Raw genomic sequence first — 2,975 nt, 5'->3', positions numbered from 1 at the left:
GCCCATGGGCTAATAATTCCTGTACTACGGCAGTTCCTACGAAACCTGTAGCGCCTGTAACAAATACTTTCATTTTGATATAATTTAATGAAGCAAAGTTCAGATTTCGTTTCTGTACTCTTGTAGCCGAAAAGTATTTTCTTGTAGCCGAAATGCGATTTATTGCATATTTTGGCATTTCGGGTAAATAAAATGAAAAGCTTGCAATCATTTGATCTACAAGATTTTACGTATTTTTTATGCTATTTTCTGTGATCCCGCTGGGATTGGCTCAGCCCTGAGCCTTTTACAAATCGAACCCAGGCCGGCGCTTCTGTTCGAATCCCAACAGACATAAAACAAAAAAACCTCACATTTCTGTGAGGTTTTCTGTGATGCTAAGGAAGAAGAAAAGGCTAAACACAAGCAAGATTCTTTAGCCTCATGCGAAAAAAATATGCCAAGCCGTTTTGGTGCGGTAAAAGATGCTTCAAGTTTCGCTTCCAATAATAAAGTAAGTCATGAAGGCATGGTTTTAATTCCAGCTGGCGAATTTGCCATGGGCGCTTCTGATAAAGAGGGCAGGGATGATGAATACCCACAACATCAGGTTAAAGTCTCTTCCTTCTGGATTGATGCTACCGAAGTAACCAATGCCAGTTTTAAAAAGTTTGTTGATGCTACCGGGTATCTTACTACGGCCGAACGTAAACCAGATTGGGAAGAAATGAAAAAACAGCTTCCGGCAGGTACGCCAAAACCGCCAGACAGTGTTTTTGTTGCAGCCTCTTTAGTTTTCTATCAGCCTAAAAGTGTTACCTCTTTAAACGATGCCTCGCAATGGTGGCGTTGGGTTAAAGGCGCCAATTGGAAACATCCTCATGGCCCCAACAGCGATATTAAAGGAAAAGAAAATTTTCCGGTTGTACATGTATCCTGGGATGATGCCATGGCCTATTGTAAATGGTCGGGTAAACGTTTACCAACAGAGGCAGAGTGGGAGTATGCGGCAAGAGGTGCTCTGAAAAATGAAAAATATCCATGGGGGAATGAAGATATAGAAAAGGGTAAGGTAAAAGCCAATACCTGGCAGGGGAGCTTCCCGGTTAAAAACACCAATTGGGATGGTTTTAATGGTTTAGCTGCAGTGAAAAAATTTAAGCCGAACGGTTATGGGCTTTATGATATGGCGGGCAACGTGTGGGAGTGGTGCAGCGATTGGTACCGACCTGATTATTATAGCACGCTTTCAGGGTTGAGCACCAATCCTAAAGGTCCGTCAGATAGCTACGACCCTATGGAGCCGACTATACCTAAAAGAGTGGTAAGGGGTGGTTCTTTTATGTGTAATGCCTCTTATTGTAAAGGTTACCGGGTAACTTCGAGAATGAAAACTTCTGTTGATACGGGCTTAGAGCATACCGGTTTTAGGTGTGTGAGCACCAACTAAAGCCCTTTTCTGTTAAAGTTAAAATTACGCAAACGTTTGACCCTTATTTTATTAAATATTATTGTTTAGTTTGGTCCAAACAAATTAAACCGAACCAAAACTTTATGCAACAAACAACAAAATCAGGTCAAACGCAAGGGCCAAAACCACTTATTATCATTTGTGCCCTATTCTTTATTTTTGGCTTTGTAACCTGGGCAAACGGAACATTAATTCCTTTCTTTAAATTATCTTTCGGATTATCAAACTTACAGGCGTTCTTCGTAACCTTTGCATCGTACATGGCTTACTTCTTTTTAGCGCTGCCATCATCGTGGATACTTAAAAAAGTGGGTTTTAAAAATGGGCCCAATAGAAAGTGCTGCAAAACGGATCAGTTTTGCGGGTATTTGTAATAAATTTGCCGGAATGATTGTGCCTTTAATTATGGGCAGTCTGTTTTTGAAAAATGCTACTGAAGTGGAGAAACAGATCAAAGCGGCTACCGGCGCTGTTCACGAGCAGTTATTAAACGATGTTTTAGGCCGTGTAAATATGCCTTACATTGTTTTAGCTATCGTTTTCTGCCTTTTTGCAGTTTTTATTAAATTCACCAACCTTCCAGAAGTTGAAGTGGAAGAAGATGTGATCGACGAAAGCAAAGGAGAGGTGGTAAAACATACAAGTATTTTTCAGTTCCCACACTTGTTCCTGGGTGCACTTTGTATTTTTGTATATGTAGGCGCAGAGGTTATGGCTGGCGATATTATCGGTATTTATGGCCGCGAGCTAGGCATTAGTCCAGAGATTAGCGGTAAACTAACTTCTATTACGCTTTTTAGTATGTTAATCGGTTATATTATTGGTATCGTTACCATTCCAAAATATATATCTCAGCAAAAAGCCCTTAGAATCTGTGCTATTTTAGGCATCATATTTACTGTTTTATCTTTTGCTATTTCCAGTTGGTTTGCCGTAATTTTTGTAGCCTTATTGGGTTTAGCCAATTCGTTAATGTGGCCGGCAATTTTCCCGCTGGGCATTAGCCACTTGGGTAAATTTACCAAAATCGGTTCGGCGATAATGATTATGGGTATTGCAGGTGGTGCTTTAATGCCATTATTATATGCTTTCTTAAATGAAAAATTACATGTTAACTTTCAACTGGCTTATCTTTTAACTGTATTACCTTGTTACTTGTACATTCTGTATTTTGCTATAAAAGGCCATAAAGCAGGATTGAATCTGAAATAACCAAAACCAAATAAATTTTATGATTAAGCCCGGTCTTTAATTAGATTGGGCTTTCTTTTGTCCTTAATTTTCAGTTATTTTGGCGAATTATAAAGAGGATGTATCATTTGTTATAATTTATTCCATTCGAATTTTGTCACGTTGAGCTTGTCGAAACGCTGAGAGGCATTTAAACAGGTCCTTCGACAGGCTCTCCGTAGGAGTCCTTTGGACAGGTTGACAAATGTTTATTTATGATTCCGTCTCAAATCACAATACTCATATCTCAATAATGTATTATGCTATTTTTCTAGAACGTGTTGGTGTTCTAAAT

At 39.2% G+C, this 2,975-nt stretch carries 4 protein-coding genes; 3 read left to right on the top strand and 1 reads right to left on the bottom strand.

The genetic code is table 11. The annotated features are described in order from the left end of the window. A partial coding sequence (locus AC1DND_RS27600; protein ID WP_477586018.1) for a hypothetical protein occupies nucleotides 1–211 on the bottom strand: 211 nt, incomplete at its 3' end. Between the two features lie 225 nt (nucleotides 212–436). On the opposite strand from AC1DND_RS27600, the gene AC1DND_RS27595 reads away from it, so the two are divergent. From AC1DND_RS27595 to gluP, 3 genes are all read left to right on the top strand, one after another. After that, nucleotides 437–1,429 carry a formylglycine-generating enzyme family protein gene (locus AC1DND_RS27595; protein WP_477586016.1) on the top strand — a complete coding sequence of 331 codons (993 nt, stop codon included), beginning with the start codon at nucleotides 437–439 and terminating at the stop codon, nucleotides 1,427–1,429. A 104-nt stretch (nucleotides 1,430–1,533) separates the two neighbouring features. Then, nucleotides 1,534–1,824 carry a hypothetical protein gene (locus tag AC1DND_RS27590; RefSeq protein WP_477586014.1) on the top strand — a complete coding sequence of 97 codons (291 nt, stop codon included), beginning with the start codon at nucleotides 1,534–1,536 and terminating at the stop codon, nucleotides 1,822–1,824. Further along, nucleotides 1,772–2,662, top strand: coding sequence for a glucose/galactose MFS transporter (gluP, locus tag AC1DND_RS27585; RefSeq protein ID WP_477586012.1), 891 nt, complete (start codon nucleotides 1,772–1,774; stop codon nucleotides 2,660–2,662). The genes AC1DND_RS27590 and gluP overlap by 53 nt, the downstream gene beginning before the upstream one ends. Nucleotides 2,663–2,975: the final 313 nt, after the last annotated feature.

It is taken from the genome of Pedobacter sp. 01N416, from assembly GCF_056399685.1.
This window is presented reverse-complemented; position numbering and strand designations above follow the sequence as displayed.